The sequence below is a fragment of the Limnohabitans sp. Rim28 genome (genome assembly GCF_000293865.2).
Lineage (GTDB): Bacteria > Pseudomonadota > Gammaproteobacteria > Burkholderiales > Burkholderiaceae_C > Limnohabitans_A.
Genome location: NZ_ALKN02000002.1, coordinates 1 through 25,661, shown reverse-complemented (window position 1 = coordinate 25,661; position 25,661 = coordinate 1). Strand labels below are relative to the sequence as shown.

Below are 25,661 nucleotides of genomic sequence, written 5' to 3'. Positions count from 1 at the left end.
AGCTTTGTGCTTGGTCCGCGCCCGGTAGCTGCACTACGCCCGACTCTGACACCATTAGCCTTTTTTGGCCCATGCATTGCACCAGCCTTTGCCTGCAACTTGTTTGCCAGCAAACAGCGGGCAACCACCCCAGGCATCACTCGCTTTACCTTGGTACAAAGCACAGTTGGTACAAACTTGACCAGCCGCGTACTTGGGGAACTTTTTGGTGTCGGTTTTAGTGGCATCAGCCACGTAACCCAATGCCACAGACTGTGGGTCTTTTTCGTCCGCCTTTGCTTGGGCGTGGGCAGAGGTGGCCAAAACTGAACCGCTAGCGGCCAGAGTCATGAAAAAAGTGCGTCGATTGGTGTTCATGAAGAATCCGATTGAAGGCAAGCCTAAAAATTCAACGAGCACCAAGGGCTTGGGATCTTGGCGCTTGAAGACGTCAACAAGTGGGGTGGCGAGTTGTCAGGAGCCTTGCCAGAACAAAATGTTTGGTTCCAGCTTGACAAACGACTCGGATGGTGACTTGAGTTGAACGTGAAACGCTATCGTAGCGTTTAAAAGAAAAAAATCAACTCAATCGATCAAAAAAGGTGCGATAATCAAACTCAAATCTAACTCAAACGATAAAAATGACGCTTACAAATTCTGCAGGTCAATCACAAGCGCCTCAGCAAAACAAAACTCAGCCCACTTTTAGAGCTGGAGCTGTAGCGAGGATTGCGGGTATGCCCGTTGCTACATTGCGCATTTGGGAGCAGCGCTACCAGGCAGTGCGGCCCAGCACTGCAGCATCAGGTCACCGGTTGTATTCGCCAGCAGATGTGGAGAGAGCTACCCTGCTGCGTCGGTTGACCGCGCAGGGGCATGCCATTGGATTGCTTGCTTCGCTAGAGACAGAACAAATGCGGGAAATGATGCGTGCCCCTGAGGTACCTCAACCTAATTGGGTTGAATCACATTTACAAAGTTCAATAAAGATTGTGGTGGTTGGGCATTCCTTGGCGAGTCGTGTACAACGCTTGTTTTACCTACAGCCCTTCGGTCTAAAGGTGCAATTGGTGGGGGTATTTGACAGTTTGAATGCATCAGCAAAAGCTGGAGGTATGTCGGATGAAGACACTGCCGACATGATCATCTTGCAAGCTGGAAGCCTTCAAACTGGCATTCACAAAGAACTAATTGAAGCCCAAGACGCATGGCGCGCTTCTTCAGCGGCGGTTTTGTATCGCTTTTCCAGCGCAGCAGCACGAGAAGAGTTAACGAATGCTGGAGTGGAAGTCTTATCTGAGCCTTCAGATGACAAATCATTGCGTCAATGGCTAGCGACCTTGCAGAAAAACGATGCACAGCACACTAAATCTGCTGACGTTCGTCAATCAACTCCACCTGTTTCAGTGGGTCTCAATGAACAACCCGTCTCACCACCCTTGTTTGACGATGTTGCCCTAACTAAATTTGCTGGACTTTCCACGACGGTTGCATGTGAGTGTCCCAGCCACTTGGCAGAGTTGCTTTTGCAAGTCTCAGCCTTTGAGAAATATAGCAGCGAGTGTGCCAACAGAAGCGCTGCTGACGCGCTACTGCATGCCTACTTGCAGCATGTTGCGGGCTCTGCCCGTATGCTTTTTGAAAAAGCATTGGAACAAGTAGCCATCGCAGAAGGCTTGCCTCTGCCACCATCATCCAGTACCGCCACAAATTGAGCTGCTCGATATGACTCATTCATTCGCAATATTGGTCACCGCGCTGTTGTTCGGCGGTATGACGCTGTACTCGTTCGGTTTTGCTGCTTTTTTATTCAAAGCACTCCCAGCTCCATCTGCTGGCGCTACGCTGCGGCTTGCGTTTCCTTGGTTCTATTTGTTTGTTGTGGCCACGGCGGCCATTGCCGCCTTGCTTTGGTGGTCACAAGACGCCGTGTCGGCAATCGTGATGGCGGCCGTCGCTTTGACAACTATTCCGGTGCGGCAGTTGCTGATGCCAGCTATTAATCGAGCCACTGACTCTGAAGATCGGTTGCGTTTCAAATGGCTTCACGGTGCTTCTGTGCTGATAACGCTCAGCCATATCACTGTCACTGGCTGGATCCTTGCACGCATTGTTTGAGAACTACCTTGCAATGCCCTCAAAAAACGGTCTAAAGATACAAACGTCAAAGCATTTTCTATCAGTCAATCAGCCCATTGCGTATCAACGCACGAACCAACAACTTCACAGGAAATTTAAATGACTTCAACCCTCAATTTATTCGAATTCAGTTTTCAAAAACTGCGCAGTCTTTTAGACCCAAACCTCAATCCTCTTAGGCACGCACCAGCTTTTGTGAGGTACTTGGCCACCATACTTTTGGCCAGTTTTTGGTGTTTGGCCTTTGGCGTTTACTTTGGAGATATCCAGAACATTGGCTACAACATGACGGGCCATGCAGCTGTCATCACCATGGCCTTCGTGACATGGGCTGTGTTCAAACAATCTGATCGAATTTATGGTCCGAGAAAAGGGACACAAGAATGGCTTCGCATGCCAGATCGAAGCAGCCGCTGTGATGAGATGACAGATGAGCAAAGACTTGAGAAAGCGAAAGATTTTAAAAATTAAATTTTTAAATTCTCAGGCTTGTCTCAATAGTCTGTGTTTCCAATAAGCCCACAGACTCAACAAATTCATTTTTAAACAACATGCTAGAAACCATTTGTGAAACCTTAGTGGATGCCTACAAGCGTAACTGGATTACCAGCAGGGATGGTAATGTCAGCATCCGGCACCATGATCGTGACCATTTCTACATCACGCCCAGCGGTGTTCGCAAGCAAACTTTGCAGCCCGACCAGTTTAAAAAAATTAAGCTGCTTGAGAGTTCATGGGAAGAACTTGAATACACAGACATAAGCCGAAGCTTAAAACCTAGCGGTGAAATACCGTTGCACTATGGGCTTCAGAAAAAAATGGGGCAACATAGCAATGAAGTAAGGGTTGTGGTGCATCTGCATCCAACTTACTGCATTGCAGCAATGCACGCAGGCATTGACCTGAGCACAATCAGTGAATCATTCCCAGAGCTAAATCGCTACACACGAGTAGCCCCCAATGTTCTGGATGTTGAGCCAATCAGTCAACAGCTTGCAGATCAATGCCACGCTAATTTGCAACTAGATGACAAGGGCTTTATTGGCTACGACATTGTTGGCATCAAAGGTCATGGCGTTGTTGCCATTGATGTGACACCTTGGCGAGCCTATGAACACATTGAACGGCTGGAACATATTTGCAAAATTGTTTTGGCATCTGGCAAGAATTCCAAGTAATCGGTCTAGTCACCTTCAGGAAATCCATGACATCTCCAAAAAATTTATTAGTGCTCACTTTTATGCTTTTTTGCATGCAGTCCCATGCAGACGAAACTTCAGCAGACCTGCAAAAAGCTTGTGTAAACGAGCAGGTGGGCCTGCACAAAGGAATTAAAGGCAACGCAGTAGAAGCAAGCAACTTTGAAGATTACTGCAAATGTGAAACCAACTACATCGTAAGTAGAGCAACAAAAGAGCAGTTGAATCAAATTTCAAAAAAGCCAACTACAAAACCAAAATGGTTGACCCAACTTAAATCCAATGCACTTAAAAGTTGCATAGCGCAAGAGAAACAAATAACAACTTGATGACGCTCCGCAAAGCTGCTGAGGTGCTCACCTCAACAGGGGTTTATTGACTTAAAAATATCAATGCAGCTTTCACCTCGTGACATTTCAATGAAGTCTACAAAAACCGAATTCCCTGTTCTGGCCTTTGTCGACATTGAGACGACTGGCGGCAATTTCGAGCGTGACCGAATCACCGAGATCGGTATCAAGACACTCGCTCATGGTCAAGAAACTGCCTGGGAGAGTTTGGTAGATCCCCAAGCCTTCATTCCTCAAAATATCCAGCGGTTGACAGGTATCACGCCAGAAATGGTGGCGGGCCAACCCCCATTCGACGAACTTGCGCTGCAAATCAAAAGAGAGCTTGAGGGCAAGATCTTTGTCGCGCACAACGCCCGCTTTGACTATGGATTCATCAAAGCCTCTTTCAAGCGATTGGGGATGGATTTTCGGCCCAAAGTGCTTTGTACCGTTAAACTTTCGAGACTGCTTTTTCCGCAACAAGCTAGGCACAACCTGGACACCATCGTCGCTGCGCATGGGCTAACGGTCAGTGCGAGGCACAGAGCCTTGGGTGATGCCGATTTGCTCCTTCAATTTTGGCGTGTTTGTGAAAATACTTTTGGCCAAGCGCGTTTACTTGAAGCGGTGAATCAGTTGCTGGGCAGTGTCAGCCTGCTGCCCAACATCAGCCAATCTGTTGTCGACGCGATTCCAGACTCGCCGGGTTGCTATATTTTTTACGGTGAACACCACGCCCCTTTGTACATTGGTAAAAGTATTTCAATGCGTAGCCGTGTTATGAGCCATTTCCAAAGTGCACTGACCGTTCGCAAAGAAATGAAATTGTCCCAACAGGTTCATCACATCGAGTGGATAGAAACCGGTGGCGAATTGAGCGCCTTGATATTAGAGGCCAAGCTCATCAAAGAGCGTATGCCCAGCGCGAACATCAAACTTCGTCGCTCCAAGGACTTGTGCGCATGGCAATTGAGTGAAGAACCCTCGGGCCTTCAACGCCCCACACTCATCACGCACAAGCATTTGCAGCCAGGATTTCAAGACAACTTGTATGGGCTTTTTCCGAATAAAAAAGAAGCGCTTGGTTACCTTGCCGCCGTCGCCAAAAAGTACCAACTTTGTGAGGCCTTGATGGGTCTCGAAAAAGTGGAAGAAGGAAAACCTTGCTTCGGCTACCAAGTCAAACAATGCCAAGGCGCATGCATCGGTAAAGTGTCTTTGGCGGTTCACAACTTGAAGTTACAAACGTCGCTTCAGCTTTACAAAGTACCGATTTGGCCATTTGAGGGAGCTGTGGCCATTAAGGACGGCCACAGCATGCTGGTAATCAACAAATGGTGTTACTTGGGTACCGCCAACGATCACGATGAAATGGAAGATATCGCTCGGTCTGAAGACTTTGACTTTGATCTCGACATTTACAAAGTCGTCAAAAAGGCCATGACAGGCTCCCATAAAAGTAGCGTGTTGAAGCTCGCCAATTCCCGGCGGGCGACCGTCCCGTTTGACGCGATTGATTGATCTTGGATCACCATGTCCAAACCTGTTCGATCCCGTATCAAAGCTTGCGAAAACTGCAAAGATGTGAGATCAACGCTTTACAGGGTGGTGCCAGACGAAACCGGTGTTTGGACCTTGCTTTGCCAAGCATGCCGGACCAAAGTAGCGTTTCACCCCAGTTACCGATATGGCGGCACTTGGAAGGCCGATAAGCGGCACTGACAGTCACACCCTCTGTTGTACTTTTTAAAAAATGATTTCAACCAATGTAAAAATGAGCGACCTCAAATACCAAATTCTTTTTGTCTGCATGGGCAATATTTGTAGAAGTCCCACTGCAGAAGCTGTCTTTTACAAGCGGCTGGCAAATCAGAAACTCCTGCACAAAGTCAAAATTGACTCGGCCGGCACACACAACTTTCATCCTGATGCACCCCCGGATGAGCGTAGCCAGATGCATGCGCTCAAAAGAGGGTATGAAATGTCTCATTTAAGAGCCAGGCAAGTTGTGGACAGTGACTTTGAAGAATTCGATTTGCTATTGACAATGGATTGGGATAACCGCGCGCTCTTAGAGGAGAGATGTCCAGCACAACATCTTCACAAGGTTCGGGGGTTGGCTGAATTTTTGCAAACATCGCAAGCCTCGGTCATACCGGACCCCTACTACGGTGGCGATCAGGGCTTTGAGCAGGTGTTGGATTTGATCGAAGAAGCCAGCGACGGTTTGATGAAATTTACTCTTCAAAAGGTTCAGATATGAAACCTACCAATTCAGCAGTCATCGAGTTGAGAGATTTGCATCTGAGAACAGACATCGGAACTTATGGACCGTTGGACACCCGACCCGACATTCACTTCTTGGACCTGACCTTGGGCATCAGTAGCCATCGGGTACTCATTGCTAAAGATGAGATGGTAAATGTCTTTGACTATGACCCCTTGATGGCGGAGATTGACCGGCTTGCCGAAGATGGGCACTACGAAACCCAAGAACGTCTCATGACACGTATCGCCCAAGCTTGCGTGGCTTACACAGACATCCTCAGCATCGACATCCGCCTGCGAAAAGCACCTGTTCGCAGGGGCAATGGCGTCCTGGGCGTTCGTTTGTCTCTCAACGAGGCAGCCACCCAGAATCTGCGTCATTCATTGCAAAATCCAATATAGACTGAATTTTCAAAAATGCACGAATTAACGCCTCACTACGCCCCACTTGCCAACCTGCCGGACCAGATGGCGCAGCAGGCCTTCATCGTGCTCGATGCTGCAAGCGTTGCGCAGTGGGCCGCTTGCTCAATGGATGAGTTGAACGCCCTGTCCGCCGACTGGAACGACATGCCTCACGACCAGCACTTAAAGGATGGCGGCCGCTACCGACGCCGACGGCACAGCAGTTTTGTTCATGAGAGCGGCACTTTGGCCCAGGTGCCGCACCGCGCCCACTGGCAATCGCTGGACTACAACGCACTGCATGGCGGGATGGCGCGTTGGTTCGAACCCATTTTGGACAGAACCCTTTATCAACCGGCCTGGCCCAAAATATTGTCTGCTTTGGCCACAACAGCGAATCAACTGCGCGGTATGGACACACGATGGTGCATCGAAGCGCACCAATTTCGCATCGACACGACAGACGGTATTGGCCGGCCTACGCCAGAAGGCGCGCACCGCGATGGCGTGGATTTCGTTGCCGTGTTTGTGGTTCACCGGGAGAGCATCAAAGGGGGCGAGACGCGCGTGTTCGACGCTCACGGGCCAAGGGGTGAGAGGTTCACCATGAAGCAAGCCTGGTCGTTGCTTTTACTGGACGATGCGCGCGTGATCCACGAAAGCACGCCGGTACAGCCGTTGGGCGCTCAAGGCCATCGCGACACGCTGGTTGTAACCTTGCGCGCCAACCATTTCCAAGACCCATCTGCTTGAAAATAAGCTTTTAATGGTAGCGCGTGAGTGACTTGAAGACTCGATCATAGGATCATGAGCGTGTTGACGCCGGCCGAAAACCGACCATCTGGGGATGCTGCTAAAAACTTGGACTACTAGAAGGTAGCTAATGTATTCATACCAAAATCGAATCAAGGCTTTCCGGTTTTATCTGAAGTTAAACAAGCGATTCACTTTGTCGGCAAAGTGCTCCCGGGCTTAGCAATTAGGCGGGAGGCAGAGACTTTGCTGCTTTTTTGAGCAACCTGTTGATCTTTCTTTTGCCGATCCATCCACCTGATAGCGCCCTGGGCGAGGATGGCACCAATGATGGCCATAGGGCTTGGTTCAGTCCTTGAGTCGATTTCTTCTTTAGTATGGGCTTGCATGCTACGGGCTCCGTTAGTTCCATGAAGCCGCATGTTTGCTTCGATCCCGAGGAGCTATCAAGTCGATCTGAAAAATTCATACCGGTTGGCTGGGCATTTTTCTCAGCGGGGTGGGTTGGTGCATGCACGAGCAAGCATTTACTTGTGGCGATGTTTCGGATTTCCAATCCATAGTTCATGTGCCGGGGAACCCCCTTGGTCATGGAAAAAGTGTTTGTGGAGAAGTCTAAGGGGCGGCTTTAGGCTGAACTGAGCCACTCGTGGTGAGCGGTCGTTATAGCCGCCACGATCACTACCCGTCATACAACAGGTAGTACCTCCAAAGACTGCTGTACTACCAATACCGGGCACTCGACATGCTGTGCAGGTGATTAGCGCTTTACCGAACATGAACGACCGGTCTAGCGCTAGCTGTAGAGACACTCCCGACCCGAAGCGGAATATCCAACTTAGCAGTCGAACGAATACTGTTCTTTCATTGGCGGTAACAAATAACCACACCCCAGAATAAAGGCTTGAATTAGACTGTTCTCTAATTGTTTTGTCTTTTACCCATCTTCATGCCAGCACTACAGTACAACCTCGCTCGCTTCGACTTCATCTCAATCCGTTTGGCTGTGACATGCGCGCAAACTGGTAGCCTAACAGCAGCTGCAGGGGACTGTAATCTTGTGCTGCCTGCCGCGAGCCGACGCCTGCGGGAGCTGGAGACGGCCCTTGGCGAAAGCCTGTTTGTGCGACATTCGAGGGGGTTAGCACCCACGGCAGCTGGACGGACCTTTATGCGTCGAGGCCTGACGATGCTCCAGGAGATGGACCAGCTTGTGGCTGAACTAGCCGATGCGCGTCAAGGTGTGTTGCGCCACTTGCACTTGTCTTGCAGCAGTGCAGCCATCACCCAGTTTCTTCCCCCGTTGATAGCGCAATACGAACAGGTACACCCTGAGATTCGAATCGAGGTCGAAGAGCAGGTCTCAGAACAGGTGGTAATGGCACTGCGGGAGGGTCGAGCGGATGTAGGCGTCTTCGTTGAGGGGCCAGTCACAGACGGCCTAGAGGTAGTGGACTTCCGTACTGATGAATTGATCCTTATCTTTCCCAAGGGTCATCCGTTGTCTGGGCAAACTCCTTTGCCGTTTGAACAAACCCTTGAAGAGCAGTGGATAAGCCTGAACCATGGCGCGGCGATGCTCCAGCAACAGCAACGAGCCGCCATAGTGGCAGGCCGGCCGCTCAAATTACGTATGCAGGTGCGAAGTTTTGACGCCGTAGGTCACATGGTGGCATCTGGGCTGGGGATCGCGGCCCTGCCCAAAGGCGCTGGACTATCGATTGTTAAGTCAATGAAGCTTGCATGGCGTCCCTTGGCTGATTCATGGGCCCACCGACAGTTGATGATCGGCATCCGTGACGAAGCAGATTCAGCGGCAACCGACTTACGTGATTTTTTCTCCAGGCCTTAGCAAAATGCTAAGGCTTCCTCATTGATTCGCAAATAGACACTGCGGATATCCATGTGGGAAACTGCTTCACATGGGACAAGACGACTTCTCCGGCGCAAACATTTTTTCACCCAGCGCACTGGGTGGATTGAAGGTCCTCGAACTGGGTCAATTGATCGCTGGCCCTTTTGCCGCAAAGACGCTTGCAGATTTCGGCGCAGAAGTTGTCAAGATTGAGACCCCAACAGCTGGCGATCCCCTGCGTAAGTGGCGCCTGCTCAAAGACGGAACTTCGGTTTGGTGGCAGGTGCAGTCTCGCAACAAGCGTTCGTTAGCGCTTGACCTGCGCCAGACCGAGGGCCAGGCGATTGTTCGTCAACTGGCTTCCGAGGCCGACGTGCTGATTGAGAACTTTCGCCCTGGCTCCATGGAAGGCTGGGGGTTGGATCCGGATGACCTCATCAAGATCAATCCTCGCCTGATCGTCCTGCGCATCAGCGGCTATGGCCAGACTGGCCCCTACCGTAACAAGCCAGGATTTGGCGTCGTTGCCGAGGCAATGGGCGGACTCAGACATCTGACCGCTGAGCCTGGGCGCGTTCCGGTTCGAGTCGGCGTGAGCATTGGGGATACCCTGGCTGCACTTCATGGTGTGATCGGCATCTTGTTGGCGCTGCAACACCGCAACGCCAGCGGAAAGGGCCAGATCATTGATGTCGCCTTGTACGAGGCAGTATTCAACTGCATGGAAAGCCTGCTGCCCGAGTACAGTGCCTTTAGTGCAGTACGCGAAGCGGCTGGCTCGGCGCTGCCTGGCATCGCGCCCTCTAACGCTTACCGATGCAAGGATGGCGGCTACGCCCTGATCGCAGGCAACGGAGACAGCATCTTTCGCCGACTGATGGCGCTGCTCGGCCGGGATGACCTGAGTGCCGATCCAACACTGTCCGATAACGCCGGACGGGTCCAACGAGTCAGCGAACTGGACGACGCCATCGGTGCCTGGACTGCGCAAATGACAGTCGGCGAGGTGCTGCAGGCTCTCGATGGCGCTGGGGTCCCGGCCGGTCGCATTTACACAGTGGCCGACATTGCTGCAGACCCCCACTACAGCGCCCGCGGGATGCTTCAGGAAATTAGGATGGACGATGGCAGCACGCTGACGATTCCGGGCATCGTGCCCAAGCTTTCCGCCACGCCAGGCGCACATCGCCGAAATGCTCCTAGCATTGGTCAAGACACAGATAAGGTTCTTCGCGAGATCGGCCTGAACCATTCCCAGATGCAAGCCCTCAAAGAACGGGGCGTTGTCCAATGAGCCACCTCATGCAACGCATTTACTTCAACGAGGTCGTCACCCGTGATGGCTTTCAAAACGAACCTGCATTCGTCCCCACTGACGTCAAGGTCGAACTGATCGACGCGCTGAGCAATTGTGGGTACTCCAAGATCGAAGTTACCTCATTTACCTCAGCCAAAGCCATACCGATGTTGCGTGATGCTGAAGAGGTCATGGGTCGCATCCGCCGAATACCAGGTGTTGAATATACGGTGCTGGTACCTAACGTGCGAGGTGCTGAGCGAGCTTTGGAGTCGCATGCCGATGAGTGGAACTTAGTGATGTCCACCTCTGAAGCACACAACCTCTCTAATTTGCGCATGCCTCGGGAAAAGAGTTTCAGCGCCTTGAAAGAGGTTATCGAATTAGCCGATGGCCATGTCCCGATCAACGTCTCTTTGTCGGCGTGCTTCGGTTGCCCGATGGAAGGCGAAGTATCACAAGAGGAGGTACTGCGTTGGGCCGAGAGATTCGTCGATCTGGGTGTCCGCGGCCTCACCATCTGCGACACCACCGGTATGGCACATCCCAGTCAAGTCGCCAGGATGTCCCACGCCCTGCGAGAGCGATTTGAGCAATTGCAGTTGACCCTACATTTCCACAACACCCGCGGCATGGGGCTTGCCAATGTTGTTGCTGCTGTGGATGCGGGTATTGACCGGTTTGATGCTTCGCTGGGCGGCCTGGGTGGATGCCCCTATGCCCCAGGTGCAAGCGGCAACATCACCAGTGAAGACGCTATCCACATGCTCGACGTCATGGGCTACGACACAGGCATCGATCTGATTCGACTGCTGCCGATTGCTCGCAGTCTGCCTGACATCGTTGGCCACGACGTGCCTGGCCAGATCGCCAAGGCAGGCCTAATCACTGACCTGCATCCGATACCAGCCTCGGTAAATGAATTGCTCAAGGAGTCCGCATGATCAGCCACCTCGATCACCTCGTCCTTACTTCCTCGCGTGAGGCAGCTTGTATCGACTTTTACACACGGGTTCTCAGTATGCAGCTCGAAACCTTTGTTGGGGGCGCGCCACCTGTTGAGCGTCGGGCTTTCAAATTTGGCAACCAAAAAATCAACTTGCATGTCCAGGGCGGTGAGCTTGAACCCAAGGCCCACCTGCCCGTGCCGGGCGCTTTGGATCTTTGCTTCATCGTCAGTGTCTCACTTGAACAGGTGATTGAGCATCTGCAGGTTGTGAACTGGCCAATCGTGGAGGGACCGGTTATGCGTACAGGGGCCACCTCAAAAATCAGATCGGTCTACATAAGGGATCCTGACCATAACCTGATTGAACTATCTACCCCAGTCTGAGTGACCGGTGCAATTTCATAAATCAAGGAGACAAGCAATGCAACGTCGACATTTTTTTGCAGCAACTACTGTGGCAATCGCCTGTGTGAGCAGCCCCGTCATATGGGCGCAAACAAAATTTCCGGACCGCCCCATCACCATCGTCGTTCCTAGCGCACCAGGTGGTACGACGGACTTTTCAGCTCGCCTAATTGCGGAGCCGCTGTCTCGCGCTCTCGGCCAATCCGTCGTAGTTGATAACAAGGCCGGTGCATCGGGCAATATTGGCAATCAGTTCGTTGCCCGAGCTAAGCCCGATGGCTACACATTGCTGCTTGCCTACAGCGGCTACCAGGTAGGAAATCCACACCTGTTTAAAAAGGCTGGCTGGGATCCAATTAAGGACTTTGCCCCAGTCGCCATGTTGACGCGCGCGCCCCAGTTGCTGGTGGCGCGCAATAACCTCCCTGCCAACAATTTGCGGGAGCTCATTTCCTATGCCAAGGCTAACCCAGGAAAGCTAAATTTCGCATCTTCAGGTAACGGTTCTATTCAGCATATCGCTGGCGAATTGTTTGCGCAAATCACTGGAACGTCACTCACCCACGTGCCATACAAGGGTGCTGGCCCAGCCGTGCAAGACCTGCTGGGCGCGCAAGTTGATCTTTTCTTCACAACCCCTGCGTCGGTGGTCGGCCAGATCAAAGCCGAGAAACTGAAAGGCTTGATGGTCACCACATCTGCGCGTTTAACGTCACTTCCTCAAGTACCCACTGCAATGGAGGCTGGTTTGAAGGACTTCAATCTTGACTCTTGGTTTGCGCTTTATGCACCCGCAGGTACGCCAGCTGAAGTGATTCAACTTTTAAACACCGAAGTCAACAAAATTTTGGCGACGGTAGATATTAGAAAGAAGGCGGAAGATAGCGGTACGACCGTCGATCAAATGACGTCAACTCAACTTGGTGACTACACACGAAAGGAGCTCGACTACTGGGGCCGCGTCATCCAATCGGCAAAGATCGCAGCTGAATGACGTACCAAGCGAATTGAAAGAATCCGCCACCTTTAATTGTTCCCCCAAAAAATTTCTGAAGGAAAAAAATGAAAAATTCTATTTTTAATTATTCGGCAATTGTTTTTTTTGTCGCGGTTCTTGCTGGGTGTGCAAGCAATAGAACAGTGGCTGATTTACCGATCAGCATCAAAGAAATTGGAAGTTTTCATGTGGGTGGTCGAACGGCAGTGTTGGATGGCTTGCCCAAAAAAGAAGTACGTTTTACGCCTACTCAGCCTCCTGTCATCCTTGATCCAAATGGGGAATTTGAGGTTGAGCAAATGTATGCTCAGTACACGTTGGTTTCAGATGAAAAGAAACGGGGCGCCTATCCTCTGGTCATGATCCATGGTGGTGGGCTATCGGGGGTGACTTGGGAGACCAAGCCGGATGGTAAGCCGGGATGGCAGATGTTCTTCTTGCGAAACGGCTATGACGTGTATGTCGCTGATGCTGTTGAGCGGGGTCGTGCTTCATGGGCTCGTTATCCCGAAATTTTCAAATCAGAACCCGTCTTCAGGACCAAAAAAGAAGCTTGGGAATTATTCCGGTTTGGTTCTACATATACCGTGGGATCCGCTCAGCGAGATGCTTACACCGATACACAATTTCCGGTTGAGCGTTTTGATCAATTCATGAAGCAGGGCGTCCCTCGCTGGGTGACCAATGATGCGCCAACACAAGCCGCCTACAACGCGCTGGTTGAAAAGGTATGCCCATGCATATTGATGCCGCATTCACAGGGGAGTACGTTTGCCTACAACGCGGCACTCAAATATCCGAACTTGGTCAAAGCTGTTGTGGGCATTGAGCCGTCAGGAGCGCTTGATCCAAATAAGACTGACCTTTCCCCCTTGAAAAATGTTCCGATGTTGTTTGTGTGGGGAGACAAAATTCGCGAGACCCCACGATGGGGTGGAATTGTGGCCCCCCTGAAGACAATGATCTCTGCGCTGAAATCTCAAGGCGGGATCGCTGATGAAATTGACTTGCCAACCGTTGGGGTGCGTGGTAACAGTCACATGATCATGATGGATCGAAATTCAGATGAAGTTGCCAAACTGGTCAATGACTGGATGATGCGCAAAGGATTGAGCAAACCGTGACGAGGGGCAACTGGTTACATCACTGGCTCGATGCTAAAAAATGCTTTTTTGGGTTAACCATAGAAAGGATGATTTTTTAAGTCTACCGAGCCCAGATACCATTGCATGTCAAAAATGGAAGTGATCCCAAACTTCTTTCTGATCAATGACCGTTTCTGGCCGAAAGCAACACTTTTGATGGCACCCACATAGCTGCCATTGAAGGCGGTCGACCCGGTGTCGGAACGAAGGCCGCCTCCAATGACCGTCTCAGATTTCAGTCTGCTCGGAGATTTCAAGAGCGTCGTCGACCTCGATACCCAGGTACCTCACAGTCGATTCCAGCTTGGAGTGGCCGAGCAGCAGTTGCACGGCTCGGAGGTTCTTAGTGCGTCGATAGATCAGCGTGGCTTTAGTCCTTCGCATCGAATGGGTCCCATACTCGGAACGATCCAGACCAAGCTCATCCACCCAGTGCCCGAGAATCCTAGCGTACTGCCGGGTTCCGAGGTGGGGGGAATCGTGGAGCCTGCTCGGAAAAAGAAAGTCGTCGGATTTCAATGCCGCCTGCTTGATCCACGCTTGCAAGGCCTCTCTGGTGACAGCCGTGATCTCGAATTGCACTGGGCGCTTGGTCTTGTGTTGCATGACGATGGCTCGGTTGGCCACCTGATCGCCATGGGTCACGTCGCGGACTTTGAGTGATACGAGGTCACATCCGCGAAGCTTGCTGTCGATACCAAGGTTGAAGAGGGCGAGCTCGCGAACCCGTCCTTCCATCTGAAGCCGTACGCGTAGGGCCCAGATGTCTTTCACCTTGAAGGGAGCTTTCTGCCCGACGATCTTGCCCTTGTTCCACGGTTCGTGATGAACCACATTGGTTGAGGTTTCCATGATGGTCTCCCATCGAGTTGAGGGGAGCAAAGCATGCGCTTTTGGGTTGTAACCGCCTTGCGCTATATCAAGTCAGAAGAGATCACTCCAGTTGAACTGATGACTGCAAACGAGTTGGGCAGTCAACCAGCGCATTCGGCCAAAAGCGGCCAGCCACAAATTATTGTTAATTTGCAAACAATGAAAAGTCGTATTGGATAAACGTAAATTGGAACGCTTGCCAAAGCATCTGAATCCTTCTTTATTGACCTCAACCTCCACGGGGACAAATAAATGCCCGGTGACTTTGAAAAATTTGAGTCGCTAAAATTTAAACTATGAGACGGTACTTGGCGATTTTTTTGCTGGTTTTGTTGCCCTTGCAGTTCAGTTGGGCAGCAATGGCAAGCTATTGCGAGCACGAAACCAGTGTGACTGCCAAGCACCCTGGTCACCACACCCATGACCATGCGTCAGTTGACCACCAAGAGTCCAGCAAAAACTCACCCCAATCGGCGGGCATGGACCATGACTGTGCCACTTGCCATATGGGTTGTGCAGCTGCTCTGGTCAACGATCTGAACACGACCACAGCAGCGGTCTCTGACGATAATCCACTTCACCCTCAGGTGATTGTTTCTCAGCTTTCAAGAGAACGTCCTGAGCGGCCTAATTGGCCCGTGCTTGCCTGATCGGCGAGTCTCGGGTTTCTCCACCTCTTTTCGAATCCCCTGTGCGCGAGTGAGCATGACGCTTTTTGCGTTTTGCTTCATCGCCTAGCGACGTGTTGTCGCTGCTCGCTGATCTCCTTGGATGTTTTCACCATTGGAGATGAGCTATGAGTTTGTACAAAAAAAGATCGACACCGATTCGAATCGCGCTGTCGGTCATGACCCTGAGTGGCTTGGTGCTGACGGCCCAAGCACAAGGCACATCCGCCGCCGCGTTGAGTGGCTCGGTGTCCTTGAAAAATGTTTTCGATACGGCGTGGCAAAGGCAGCCCGAGGCGCACGCGCTTCAATCGCGTCGCGATGCAGCCCAGGCCCAGGCTAAAGCCGCATTGATGCTGTCTCCCGAGCCACCATCGCTGGATATCAGTCAGCGATCGGATCAGATGACTGGCAACAACGGTTCGCGTGAAACCGAGGTGGGAATTGCCATTCCCATTTGGCTACCCGGGCAACGCACGGCCAGTACCGATCTGGCGCAGGCTGAAATCTCGTTGGTTGAGCGCAAGCTGCTCGCCTCACAACTGCGGCTCGCCGCTTCCGTCAGGGATGCTTGGTGGGGCTGGTTGCGAGCTCGCGTCGATGCTGAACTGGCGAGCGAACAACTGGCGAATTCGCAACGCCTCGCCGCTGATGTTGCTAAACGTACCAGCGCGGGTGATCTGGCCAAGTCGGACCGGCATCAAGCCGAAGGCGCTCTAGCTGCGGCCCAGGCGCATGCCGCCCAAGCTCAAGCGGCCTCTGCCGCAGCGTTGGCACAAGTGATGTCGTTGACAGGCAGAACGGCTCAGGCTGACTTGACAGTCAACGCTGCAGCTGAACCGACCCCCAGTTCGGCTATATCAGTTGGTCATCCCTTGTTGGCTGAACTGGAGGACCGCATCACGATGGCCGAGCGGACGGCTCAGCTGATTAGCACCCAGAAGCGATTCAACCCGGAACTCACGGTGGCCACAACGCGCGGTCGTGGGGCATTTGGAGACCGCTATGGCCAGACTGTGCTCATCGGCATTCGAGTGCCGTTTGGTTCAGGGCCCAGGTATGACGCTCGTATCGCGACGGCACAGGCAGAGGCTATTGAAGTGCAGTCAAAGCTGATCCTTGAGAGGGACCAAATTCAAGCTGATCAAAGAGGCGCTGCTTCTCGCCTAGAGGCTGTGAAAACCCAACTCGTCGCCGCGCAACGACGAGCAATGCTGGCCAACGAGTCCCGAGGTTTTTTCGACAAGTCGTTCAGGCTGGGCGAGACAGATCTGCCCACACGCTTGCGCATTGAGGTCGAGGCTGCAGAGGCCGCGCGACAAGCCGCTCGAAGCGGGATTGACCTAGCCTCCGCCATTTCGGCATTGCGGCAGTCCTTGGGCTTGCTGCCCGAGTGATGCTGACACCCCTCAAAATTTCAAGGAACACCATGAATTTAATTCATTCAACAGCCGCCACTCTCATGGCGCTGATCTTCACACTGCTTAGTCCCATTGCCATTGCCGGTGCGGGTCACGACCATGGAGAAGCTGCTCCACAAGCACAGGGCACAGCACTGCCGCGTTTCGTCGCGGTTTCAGAGGATCTGGAAATGGTTGGCATTGTCAATGGCAAGCAGCTGACGATTTACCTGGACCGTTTTAAAGACAACAGTCCCGTCAATGACGCTCAAATTGACATTGACATCGAAGGCAGCAAATACAAAGCTGAAAAACATGGCGTGGGTGAATACGAAGTCTTCCTTAAGGACACGCTCAAACCTGGCGTCATTGCCATCACCGCAACCATTCAGGCCGGTGATCTGAATGACCTGTTGGCTACCGAGCTCGATTTGCATGAGAACAAAGATGTACTTAGCCATCGCTCTTCCTGGAAAGGTATCGCCCTGTGGATCGGCGCGGGTTTATTCGCACTGATGGCTCTGGGCGCAATCGTTCGCTTTCGTCAACAAGCTCGTACGGCTTAAGGAGCCACCAGCATGAAAAAAATCAATACTTTTAAACCACACCACTTGATGGCAATGGCTGCGGCTTTGACCCTTGCAGGTGCTGCGCTGCCTACGTACGCGGGCGAAGGCCATGACCACGGGGCTGCGCCTGCGATGGCCAATACCAATGGTCCACAGCGCATGGCCGATGGCAGCGTTTTTTTGCCTAAGCCAGCCCAACACCAATTGAATGTGCGCACTCTTGTAGTGGAAACCTCCGAGCTGCCACGCGCCTTTGAACTCAATGGTCGGGTGCTGATGGACCCCAATGCAGGGGGGAAAGTCCAGCCCATCAACGCCGGACGCATAGAACCAGGCCCTAATGGCCTGCCCAACGCAGGGCAAACCGTGAATAAAGGACAGGTATTGGCCTACGTCGTCCCTGCGTTCGCCCCCCTAGAGCGTGCAGGTCAGTTGACTCAATTGGCCGAATTTCGCGCGGCTAAAGCGCTTGCTGAAAAGCGTTTGGCACGTTTGCGCGAGTTATCGGACACGGTGCCGCGCAAGGAAGTGGAAGCCGCAGAGAGCGACGTGCTCAGCCTGACCGAACGCATGTCGGCCGTCGGTGGCGGCCTCAGCAGCAAGGAAGCACTGGTCGCGCCCGTTTCTGGCGTGATTGCCTCGGCGCATGTCGTGGCAGGTCAAGTGGTGGACAAGCGTGAATTAATTTTCGAAATTGTCGACCCTAGGCGACTGCGCATCGAAGCCTTGGCTTTTGATAGCGCACTGACCAACAACATCGGCAGTGCCTCACTGGCTGTCGGCGACCAGCGCACGCCACTGGTTTTCATGGGTGCAGCGCGCAGTTTGCGCGAGCAAGCGCTGCCGCTGAACTTCCAAGTGCAAAGCCCGGAACTACTAGGTCTGGCCGTTGGACAGCCTGTCAAAGTCTATGTGCAGTCTAAGCAAAAGACACAGGGTATTGCGGTCCCCCAGTCGGCACTGATGAAAAACGCTGCCAATCAGAACGTGGTGTGGGTCAAGTCTGCAGCTGAGCAGTTTGAACCCCGCACGGTGACGTTCGAGCCCCTGGATGGTGCGCGTGTCACGGTGATCTCGGGCTTGAAGTCTGGCGATCGTGTGGCGATCCAAGGTGCCACGCTCATCAATCAAGTCCGGTAAAGGGGTCACGATATGTTCAAGTGGCTTCTCGAAAATAGCCTGACCAACCGGCTTCTGGTGTTGATAGCGGGTGCCGTATTGATGGCTTACGGGGCATTCACATTGTCTCGAACGCCAGTCGATGTCTTTCCCGATCTCAATAAACCTACTGTGACGATCATGACCGAGGCGGGTGGCATGGCGCCCGAAGAGGTCGAGCAACTGATTACCTTTCCTCTGGAGACGGCCATGAATGGCTTGCCTGGGGTCGAATCGGTTCGTTCGACCTCTTCTGCTGGCCTGTCCTTTTTGTATGTCACCTTCAACTGGGACACGGAGATTTTTCGGGCACGCCAACTGGTGTCTGAACGCCTCTCGTCCATGGAAGAAGGTTTGGCTGCCGGGGTAATTCCACGGATGGGGCCGATCAGCTCCATCATGGGTGAGATCATGCAGATCGCTATTCCTGTCGATCCGCAGAAGATCTCCCCTATGGCCGTGCGTGAGTACGCCGACTGGGTGCTCCGGCCTCGACTCCTGTCCATCCCCGGCGTCGCACAGATCATCCCCATTGGCGGCGAAGTGCGCCAGTTTCAGGTGCAGCCCAACACAGCGCGCCTGTCGGACTTGGGTATCTCCTTGGACCAGTTGGAGTCGGCGTTGCGCGGGTTTTCGGCCAACACCTCAGGGGGGTTTCTGGAGCTCAACGGGCGCGAATATCTGATTCGAAACCTTGGTCGCACTTCCCGTCTGGAGGACTTGCGCAATCTGGCCATCACCGCCAAGAACGGTCAGCCCATCTTGCTACGGCAGATCGCTGAGGTCACTTTTGCCGCAGCCATCAAACGTGGGGATGCAGGCTTTGAAGGCAAGCCAGCCGTGATTCTGGGCGTTCAAAAGCAGCCCACCGCTGACACGACCCGTTTGACACAGTCGATTGAAGAAGCGATTACGGATCTCAAGGCATCCCTTCCTGCGGGGATGGAGGCACCCCGTGTGACCTTCCGACAAGCCAGCTTCATTGAGGCGTCGATCTCGACGCTACAAGGCAAGTTGATCGGTGCGTCGCTGTTTGTGGCCGCGATCCTTTTCTTCTTCTTGGGTACAGTTCGCCCCACCATCATCGCGCTCACCGCCATCCCAGTCTCCATCTTCATCACTGCACTGGTGTTCAAGTATTTTGGCTTGTCGATCAACACCATGACGCTTGGAGGGCTGGCGATTGCCATTGGCGGACTGGTGGACGATGCCGTGGTGGATGTGGAAAACATCTTGCGGCGCATGAAAGAAGACCGCGCCAAGGACCCAAGCCAGCGCCTGTCGCTGCTCGCGCTCGTGGCCAAGGCGTCCATGGAAGTCCGCTCGGCGATCCTCTATGCGACGGTGATCATCGTGCTGGTCTTCCTTCCGCTTTTCGCTTTGCCGGGCCTGGAAGGCAAGTTGTTTGTGCCGCTGGGCATTGCCTTCATCATCTCGACACTGGCCTCTTTGTTGGTGTCGGTAACGATGACGCCGGTGCTGAGCTACTACCTCTTGCCGGGCATGAAAAACTTGGACCATGGCGACACCAAAGTGCTGGCATGGCTCAAGCAAGGCTACAAAGGCAGTTTGCAAAAAGTGCTGGACAAGCCACGCGTGGCGATAACCAGTGCATGTGTGGCGGTAGTGTTTGCAGCGGCGGCTGTTCCGTTTTTTCCGACCACCTTCTTGCCTCCTTTCAATGAAGGCACCTTGCTGGTGGGCATACGGCTGAACCCGGGCGTGACCTTGACCGAGTCCTCTGACCTGGCGCGCCAGGCCGAAGTGCTGGTCAAGCAGGTGCCCGAAGTTCTGCATGTGGGCAGACGCAGCGGACGTGCTGAATTGGATGAGCATGCCGAAGGCGTTCATGTCAGCGAATTGGACGTGGGCATCAAACCCTCAGGCGAGTTGACGCGCTCAATGGATGAGGTCCGTGCCGACATCCGTGCACGCTTGGTCAACCTGCCTGCTTCGATTGAGGTGGGGCAACCGATCTCACACCGCATCGACCACATGCTGTCTGGGGTGCGCTCACAAATCGCCATCAAGATCTTTGGCGAAGACCTGGACGTGCTGCGCGGTCAAGCCGATGCCCTGCGCTCACGGCTGTCAGGCATCGAGGGTATGGCCGACCTGCAAATCGAAAAACAAGTTCTTGCGCCACAGATCAAGGTTCGGTTGGACTATGCCGCAGCAGCGCAATACGGCCTGTCTGGCGCGCAAGTGCTTGCCACACTGCAGACCCTGGTGGAAGGTGAACGTGTCACGCAAATCATGGAGGGAGGTCGCCGCTTTGCGCTGGTCGTGCGCTTACCAGAATCCGCACGATCGCTGGAAGGCTTGGGCCAGGTGTTGATCGAAACACCCTCGGGCAGAATTCCGCTGTCCAAAATCGCAACGATTGAAGACGCCGATGGTCCCAACCAAATCAGTCGGGACAACGGCAAACGGCGCATCGTGATTTCTGCCAACGCTTCGGGCCGCCCATTGTCAGAAGTCGTGGCCGACATACGCAAAGTGACGGCGGATTCTCGATTGCCTGAGGGCTACTTCATCACCCTCGGAGGGCAGTTCCAGGCGCAAGAAGAAGCCTCGCGCCTGATCTCTTTGCTCTCGGTGGTCTCGGTGGTGTTGATGTTTGTGGTGCTTTACAGCCGCTACAAGTCCGCCGTTTTGTCGGCCTTGATCATGGTGAACATTCCCTTGGCGCTCGTGGGTGCCGTGTTGGGTCTTTGGCTGTCAGGTCAGCCCCTGTCGGTGGCCGCCCTGGTCGGCTTCATTACGCTGGCGGGCATTTCGGTGCGCAACGGCATTTTGAAGGTCAGTCATTACATCAACCTGATGCGCTTTGAGGGAGAGTCCTTCACCAAGCCCATGATCTTGCGCGGTTCGATGGAACGTTTGAGCCCCGTGTTAATGACGGCCTTAGTGACTGCCTTCGCATTGGCACCATTGCTCTTCGAGGCCGAACGCCCCGGCACCGAAATTTTGCACCCGGTCGCCGTGGTGATTTTCTCGGGCTTGATCAGCTCGACGCTGCTCGACACCTTTCTGACGCCTGCCATGTTTTGGCTCTTTGGCCGCAAACCTGCCGAGGCGCTTTTGCAAGACAAAGATGCTGAAGCATTCTGACCATTCATTCGTTTCTTCAACCTCAACCAAAACCTCAAAAGGACATCTCATGAAATTCCATACGCTCTTGATCACATCGTCACTTTTCCTCAGCGGACTCGCATGGGCAGGGCCACACGATACAGATCACAAACCCATGCAAGGGGGTGTTTTGACCACCGTCAAGGATGTTGACTACGAACTGGTCGCCAAACCTGATGTGCTGCAGTTGTTCGTGCGTGACCATGGCAAACCCGTTGACGTGAGTAAAACGACGGCAAAAGTCACACTGCTTTCTGGCGCTGACAAGCAAGAAGTTGAGTTGAAACCAACAGGCGACAAGCTTGAAGCCAAAGGTAGCTTCAAGGTAGCTCCTGGGACAAAGGTTGTTGCTCAATTCAGTTCAGCTGGGAAAACAACTTCTGCACGTTTTGTTCTGAAATGAGGCGTTTACAACTTACTTGTTTTTGCCACAAATGGTGGATCAATTTTGGGAAAATATTATGAAAACTTGGATTACTAAAACAATCGTCGTCTCAGCTTGCGTACTTGGCATCGCAGGCTGCGCTTCACCGGTTGATCGAATCGCTGAGAAGCCGCATTGCCATACGGATCGAGGAAGAAATGCTTACTGCACCAAAGATCCTGCACCCAGCATTGCCAAAGATGATGAAGCAAAGTCGTTTGCCTCAGTGCCTGAAGCTCTGACGGTTTACGTCGTGCGTTATTGGGGCGACGGACATCATCCGTTGGACATTTCTGTGGATGGTGGCGCAGCGATGGAGACTGTTCCAAACTCCATGATTCGCCTCCGATTAAAAGAGGGGACTCATCAAATCACTTTCAATGTTGGAGGTAAAACGTTTGACCGAACAATTTCAGGTACTAAGGGAGAAGTTCGGTTGTTGGGAATTACGGGTACTGATTATTTTTGGGGCAAATCTTCGCATCAGTGGACGAATGACTCAGTGGATCAACTCAAACAGCGCGCACTGCGTTCTCGTTTGATCAAAGACATCACTTTGCTTTGATGCTCCGAGGCCATCCGCCATGACTGATTGTCATTGGCGGGATTGCTTCAACCTGTCTGGATAAGTACCATCTTTACTCCGCAAGACTTTGGATGGTCTTTGTAGCACTTGTTGCTCTGATGTTCTGGAAGCACCTGCCATGCCAAGCTGTCATTGGGAATGGTTCGTTTGGAGAGTTTTGAGCATGACTCTGAGAAGCGGGGCAGCGCTTATCGCCTAGACACTCGAAAGCACATGCTGAGTCAAAGCGACACGTTGCGCGGTGCAAAATAAATCACAGCCACTCCGGCAAGCACGAGTGATGCGCCTACCAAGTCCCAGCGATCAGGCAACACGCCATCGACTAACCACAGCCACAAGACTGAAATAACGATGTATACCCCACCGTAGGCGGCATACACACGTCCAGCAGGATGTGGATGCAGCGTCAGCAGCCACGCGAACAGGCCCAAACTTGCTGCGGCAACAATCAACCACCATGGAGACGCACTTTTCTTGAGCCATAAGTACGGCAGGTAGCAACCAATAATCTCTGCGCAGGCGGTTAGCGCGTACAGGCCCAATGCTTGGATCGGTGTCATGAATGCGAATGTCGGTGGTGAATGTCCGGAAAATGTGAATGCTCGTGTTTGAGTTTTGCATGCTTGTGATCATGTGTGTGAGGCTCAACGCCATCCCATTCAAAGTCATGGACATGCTGGTGGTGCTCGTCATGTTCATGTTCGTGTTCATGCTGCAGCGTTTCGTGCAAATGTTCATGTGCATGGTGCTCGGTCAGATGAAGCCAAACACCAAGGCCCATCAGCGCCGCAGCAACCCAAAACGCCAAAGATGTGGTTTCCGGGAAGACCATCAAGGCCGTAGCCGCTCCTATAAATGGTGCCGTAGAAAAGTAGGCGCCGGTGCGGGCTGTTCCCAGACCCCGCAAGGCCAGTACAAACAGAACAAGACTGATGCCGTAGCCCAAAAAACCGACCGCCATCGTGGCCAACAGAGTGGCAAATCCGGGCAGCACGGCACCCATACCTATCGCAATCAACGTATTGACTGCGCCTGCCATGACGCCCTTGGTAGCAGCAATGAACAGGGCATCCGATGCTGACACCTTGCGGGTTAGGTTGTTGTCAATAGCCCAGAACAGGCATGCTAAACCCACCAAGGCGGGGCCCGTGATGCTGGATTGGACAGCGGATGCAGTCGGCCAGCTCAACGCAACACCACCGGCCACGATCGCTAGCATTCCCAATATGATGCGCTTATCAGCGTTTTCCTTGAAAACAACCCAGGCAATTACAGCAGTCAGAACCGCTTCGAGGTTCAGCAACAGCGATGCAGTGGAACCGCTTGTTGATAGCAATCCAAACATCAGCGCCACAGGGCCTAGCATCCCACCAAAAAAGATCGCCCCCAGCAGCCAAGGCCACTCACCTTTGGGCAGGCCCGACGGCCTTACGCCGCGATCACGAATCACGCGTGCCAGACTTAGGCCAAGCCCGCTTCCCAAATAAAGCAACCCCGCCAAAAGAACTGGTGGTGTATCACCCGTCAATAGCTTAGCAAACGGGGTGCTAGCGCCAAACAGTGCCGCAGCACAAAGCGCGTAAAGGACGGCTCTATTCATACCGAGGTTGTCTGACACACAGCGGAAGGATTCAATCGGATTGGTTCAGTGGACGTGGCCATGGTAGTCTTACTTGGCACTATCTTCGCCCTGTTCCCCGCGCGCCAGCTGCAGCACGGTCCAGCCACCGTGCAAGGCGAGCGCCGCCATCAGGCTGGCCACCGCAAGATCAGGCCAGGCCGATCCAGTGCCGAACACGCCCAAGGCGGCGATGAACACGGCAAGGTTGCCGATGGCGTCGTTGCGAGAGCATAGCCACACGCTTCGCATGTTGGCATCGCCTTCTCGGAAGGCATAGAGCATCCATGCCACGGCCACGTTGGCCACCAGCGCCACGAGGGCTATTGAACCCATAGTGGTGGCCTGGGGCACGCCGCCATTCCACACCGACCACAGTGCTGCGCCCAGCACATACAGGCCAAAACCCATCATGCTCAAGGCTTTGAGCATGGCGGCGCGCGCTCGCCATGCCAGCGCCGAAGCCAGCACCGCGAGCGATACCGCGTAGTTCATCGCGTCGCCCGCAAAATCGACCGCGTCCGCCAGCAAAGAAAGTGACCCAGACTGAACGCCAGCCACGATCTCGACCAGGAACATCGCGGCATTGACCACGAGGGCGATCCAGAGGATCTTGCGGTAACGGACCAGGTTGACAATGGCATCAAGTTTGGGTGCGACGTGGTCACAGCAGTGGGTTGACATGGGTTTTCCTTTCAATACTTGCATTAGAAACCCTGGAGCCGCTACAGTGTCAAATACTTATTTAAAGCAGGATCATGTAATGCAGATAAAGGAACTTGCCCTCGCCACCGGCGTGGATGTCGAAACCATCCGTTACTACGAAAAACAGGGCTTGATGCCCGCGCCGGCTCGGCGCGAAAACGGCTACCGCGACTACGCGGTGGCTCACCTGGAGCGCCTGTCGTTCATCCGCCACTGCCGGGCTCTGGACATGCCGCTGGGCGATGTGAAGCGGCTACTTGGATTCGTTGATAAACCGGACAGAAACTGCGGCGATGTCGATCTTCTGGTGGACGACCAACTGGCCCGTGTGCGCGCCCGCCTAAAGAGCATGAGGGCACTGGAGAAGCAGCTGCTTCGGCTGCGGGCGCGATGCCTCGGTACCCACGAGGGGGCGCACTGCGGCATTCTTGAAGAGCTAGTGTCCGCCGCTCACGGGGAGTCTTGCGCATGCCATCCAGCTTAATGCTGGGACGCCCAGAAACTTAAATGAGCCAAATGGCAGTCAATCAGTTCGATTTAGCTGATTGGCTTCATAACGGTAATCAGTTCAATGCAGCCATTAACATTTTTCAGCCTACGTCAGCTTCTGGCCGGTAACAGGTAGCCTCCGCCGTAAACCGCTGTCTGCTAACGCTGCATTACCGCCGCCCAAGGCAGCGCAGCGACCGTTCGCTTTGGGTCGGGAGTGTCTCTACAGCTAGCGCTAGACCGGTCGTTCATGTTCGGTAAAGCGCTAATCACCTGCACAGCATGTCGAGTGCCCGGTATTGGTAGGCCTTGG

General features: G+C 53.2%; 29 protein-coding genes. 24 read left to right on the top strand and 5 right to left on the bottom strand.

Annotated features, from left to right (window positions below; all coding sequences use genetic code 11):
- Window positions 1-54: 54 nt before the first annotated feature.
- Entirely contained in the window at window positions 55-357 is a 303-nt protein-coding gene (locus tag B472_RS02655; protein WP_019425195.1) for a high-potential iron-sulfur protein, read from the bottom strand.
- Between the two features lie 263 nt (window positions 358-620).
- Between B472_RS02655 and B472_RS02650 the strand changes: the two genes are divergently transcribed.
- From B472_RS02650 to B472_RS02575, 15 genes are all read left to right on the top strand, one after another.
- A complete protein-coding gene (locus B472_RS02650) occupies window positions 621-1,694 on the top strand; it encodes a MerR family transcriptional regulator (RefSeq protein WP_081504891.1) in 1,074 nt (357 codons plus the stop codon).
- A 10-nt stretch (window positions 1,695-1,704) separates the two neighbouring features.
- On the top strand, window positions 1,705-2,097 hold the full coding sequence (locus B472_RS02645; protein WP_019425194.1) for a DUF4149 domain-containing protein: 393 nt from the start codon (window positions 1,705-1,707) through the stop codon (window positions 2,095-2,097).
- 120 nt (window positions 2,098-2,217) lie between these two features.
- Entirely contained in the window at window positions 2,218-2,589 is a 372-nt protein-coding gene (locus B472_RS02640; protein ID WP_133176050.1) for a hypothetical protein, read from the top strand.
- A gap of 80 nt (window positions 2,590-2,669) precedes the next feature.
- On the top strand, window positions 2,670-3,296 hold the full coding sequence (locus B472_RS02635; RefSeq protein WP_026039168.1) for a class II aldolase/adducin family protein: 627 nt from the start codon (window positions 2,670-2,672) through the stop codon (window positions 3,294-3,296).
- A 26-nt stretch (window positions 3,297-3,322) separates the two neighbouring features.
- Complete coding sequence (locus B472_RS16885; RefSeq protein WP_133176049.1) at window positions 3,323-3,646, top strand: hypothetical protein; 324 nt, start codon at window positions 3,323-3,325, stop codon at window positions 3,644-3,646.
- Window positions 3,647-3,709: 63 nt separating this feature from the next.
- Window positions 3,710-5,170 (top strand): exonuclease domain-containing protein, encoded by a 1,461-nt coding sequence (locus B472_RS02630; protein WP_238147368.1) that lies wholly within the window; start codon window positions 3,710-3,712, stop codon window positions 5,168-5,170.
- Between the two features lie 253 nt (window positions 5,171-5,423).
- A complete protein-coding gene (locus B472_RS02620) occupies window positions 5,424-5,912 on the top strand; it encodes a low molecular weight protein-tyrosine-phosphatase (protein ID WP_116798559.1) in 489 nt (162 codons plus the stop codon).
- Window positions 5,909-6,319, top strand: coding sequence for a dihydroneopterin aldolase (locus B472_RS02615; RefSeq protein WP_081504889.1), 411 nt, complete (start codon window positions 5,909-5,911; stop codon window positions 6,317-6,319). Before B472_RS02620 ends, B472_RS02615 begins: the two co-directional genes overlap by 4 nt.
- A gap of 15 nt (window positions 6,320-6,334) precedes the next feature.
- A complete protein-coding gene (locus tag B472_RS02610) occupies window positions 6,335-7,075 on the top strand; it encodes a 2OG-Fe dioxygenase family protein (protein WP_019425188.1) in 741 nt (246 codons plus the stop codon).
- Window positions 7,076-8,024: 949 nt separating this feature from the next.
- On the top strand, window positions 8,025-8,927 hold the full coding sequence (locus B472_RS02600) for a LysR family transcriptional regulator (RefSeq protein ID WP_019425186.1): 903 nt from the start codon (window positions 8,025-8,027) through the stop codon (window positions 8,925-8,927).
- Between the two features lie 70 nt (window positions 8,928-8,997).
- Window positions 8,998-10,224, top strand: a complete 1,227-nt coding sequence (locus B472_RS02595) for a CaiB/BaiF CoA-transferase family protein (protein ID WP_019425185.1) — start codon at window positions 8,998-9,000, stop codon at window positions 10,222-10,224.
- Window positions 10,225-10,232: 8 nt separating this feature from the next.
- Window positions 10,233-11,171: a hydroxymethylglutaryl-CoA lyase gene (locus B472_RS02590; protein ID WP_026039166.1), complete on the top strand. Its 939-nt coding sequence runs from the start codon at window positions 10,233-10,235 to the stop codon at window positions 11,169-11,171.
- Entirely contained in the window at window positions 11,168-11,560 is a 393-nt protein-coding gene (locus B472_RS02585) for a VOC family protein (protein ID WP_019425183.1), read from the top strand. Before B472_RS02590 ends, B472_RS02585 begins: the two co-directional genes overlap by 4 nt.
- A gap of 37 nt (window positions 11,561-11,597) precedes the next feature.
- Window positions 11,598-12,575 (top strand): tripartite tricarboxylate transporter substrate binding protein, encoded by a 978-nt coding sequence (locus tag B472_RS02580; RefSeq protein WP_026039165.1) that lies wholly within the window; start codon window positions 11,598-11,600, stop codon window positions 12,573-12,575.
- Window positions 12,576-12,643: 68 nt separating this feature from the next.
- Window positions 12,644-13,702 carry an esterase gene (locus B472_RS02575; RefSeq protein ID WP_040505704.1) on the top strand — a complete coding sequence of 353 codons (1,059 nt, stop codon included), beginning with the start codon at window positions 12,644-12,646 and terminating at the stop codon, window positions 13,700-13,702.
- A gap of 249 nt (window positions 13,703-13,951) precedes the next feature.
- Here B472_RS02575 and B472_RS02570 read toward each other — a convergent pair whose 3' ends face one another.
- On the bottom strand, window positions 13,952-14,575 hold the full coding sequence (locus B472_RS02570; RefSeq protein WP_019425179.1) for a tyrosine-type recombinase/integrase: 624 nt from the start codon (window positions 14,573-14,575) through the stop codon (window positions 13,952-13,954).
- A 33-nt stretch (window positions 14,576-14,608) separates the two neighbouring features.
- On the opposite strand from B472_RS02570, the gene B472_RS17070 reads away from it, so the two are divergent.
- The 8 genes from B472_RS17070 (at window position 14,609) to B472_RS16880 (ending at window position 22,515) form a co-directional block, all read left to right on the top strand.
- On the top strand, window positions 14,609-14,776 hold the full coding sequence (locus B472_RS17070) for a hypothetical protein (RefSeq protein WP_157951953.1): 168 nt from the start codon (window positions 14,609-14,611) through the stop codon (window positions 14,774-14,776).
- Window positions 14,777-14,892: 116 nt separating this feature from the next.
- Window positions 14,893-15,246, top strand: a complete 354-nt coding sequence (gene czcI, locus B472_RS17470) for a cation efflux protein, CzcI family (RefSeq protein WP_026039163.1) — start codon at window positions 14,893-14,895, stop codon at window positions 15,244-15,246.
- 146 nt (window positions 15,247-15,392) lie between these two features.
- Window positions 15,393-16,661, top strand: a complete 1,269-nt coding sequence (locus B472_RS02560) for a TolC family protein (protein ID WP_019425177.1) — start codon at window positions 15,393-15,395, stop codon at window positions 16,659-16,661.
- A 32-nt stretch (window positions 16,662-16,693) separates the two neighbouring features.
- Window positions 16,694-17,230 carry a hypothetical protein gene (locus tag B472_RS02555; protein WP_040505712.1) on the top strand — a complete coding sequence of 179 codons (537 nt, stop codon included), beginning with the start codon at window positions 16,694-16,696 and terminating at the stop codon, window positions 17,228-17,230.
- A gap of 12 nt (window positions 17,231-17,242) precedes the next feature.
- Window positions 17,243-18,373, top strand: coding sequence for an efflux RND transporter periplasmic adaptor subunit (locus tag B472_RS02550; RefSeq protein WP_019425175.1), 1,131 nt, complete (start codon window positions 17,243-17,245; stop codon window positions 18,371-18,373).
- Between the two features lie 12 nt (window positions 18,374-18,385).
- Complete coding sequence (locus B472_RS02545; RefSeq protein ID WP_116798558.1) at window positions 18,386-21,505, top strand: efflux RND transporter permease subunit; 3,120 nt, start codon at window positions 18,386-18,388, stop codon at window positions 21,503-21,505.
- Window positions 21,506-21,554: 49 nt separating this feature from the next.
- Entirely contained in the window at window positions 21,555-21,929 is a 375-nt protein-coding gene (locus B472_RS02540; RefSeq protein ID WP_019425173.1) for a hypothetical protein, read from the top strand.
- Between the two features lie 16 nt (window positions 21,930-21,945).
- A complete protein-coding gene (locus B472_RS16880) occupies window positions 21,946-22,515 on the top strand; it encodes a hypothetical protein (protein WP_133176048.1) in 570 nt (189 codons plus the stop codon).
- Window positions 22,516-22,757: 242 nt separating this feature from the next.
- Here the strand turns inward: B472_RS16880 and B472_RS02535 are convergent, their stop codons facing one another.
- From B472_RS02535 to B472_RS02525, 3 genes are all read right to left on the bottom strand, one after another.
- Window positions 22,758-23,096, bottom strand: a complete 339-nt coding sequence (locus B472_RS02535) for a YnfA family protein (protein ID WP_019425172.1) — start codon at window positions 23,094-23,096, stop codon at window positions 22,758-22,760.
- On the bottom strand, window positions 23,093-24,136 hold the full coding sequence (locus B472_RS02530) for a DMT family transporter (protein WP_019425171.1): 1,044 nt from the start codon (window positions 24,134-24,136) through the stop codon (window positions 23,093-23,095). Before B472_RS02530 ends, B472_RS02535 begins: the two co-directional genes overlap by 4 nt.
- Before the next feature lie 69 nt (window positions 24,137-24,205).
- Entirely contained in the window at window positions 24,206-24,838 is a 633-nt protein-coding gene (locus B472_RS02525; protein ID WP_040505710.1) for a cation transporter, read from the bottom strand.
- Window positions 24,839-24,917: 79 nt separating this feature from the next.
- On the opposite strand from B472_RS02525, the gene B472_RS02520 reads away from it, so the two are divergent.
- Window positions 24,918-25,343, top strand: coding sequence for a Cd(II)/Pb(II)-responsive transcriptional regulator (locus B472_RS02520; RefSeq protein ID WP_019425169.1), 426 nt, complete (start codon window positions 24,918-24,920; stop codon window positions 25,341-25,343).
- Window positions 25,344-25,661: the final 318 nt, after the last annotated feature.